1 protein-coding gene is annotated in these 228 nt (G+C 70.6%); it reads right to left on the bottom strand.

Features of this window, described 5'->3' with window-relative positions; translation table 11 throughout:
- Positions 1-228, bottom strand: a 228-nt coding sequence (locus tag ACTIDRAF_RS31605) for an AMP-binding protein (RefSeq protein ID WP_039789965.1), incomplete at both ends; no start/stop codon positions are given.

Raw genomic sequence — 228 nt, 5'->3', positions numbered from 1 at the left:
GTACAACGCCTGCTCGGGGCAGGTGAACACCACCGGAGCCGGAGCCTGAGCGGCCAACCGGCGCTCGACCTCGGGGTCGTCGAGCACCAGCACGGGGTGTTCACCGGGCACGCGGTCGGCCAGTGCTGCCTCGGTCAGGACGAACAGGACACGACTGTCGGTGAGGACGTATCCGGTGCGCTCGGCCGGGTGTTCGGGGTCGACCGGGACGTACACGCCACCGGCACG

It is taken from the genome of Actinoalloteichus spitiensis RMV-1378, assembly GCF_000239155.1.
Taxonomy (GTDB): Bacteria; Actinomycetota; Actinomycetes; order Mycobacteriales; family Pseudonocardiaceae; genus Actinoalloteichus_B; species Actinoalloteichus_B spitiensis.
This window is presented reverse-complemented; position numbering and strand designations above follow the sequence as displayed.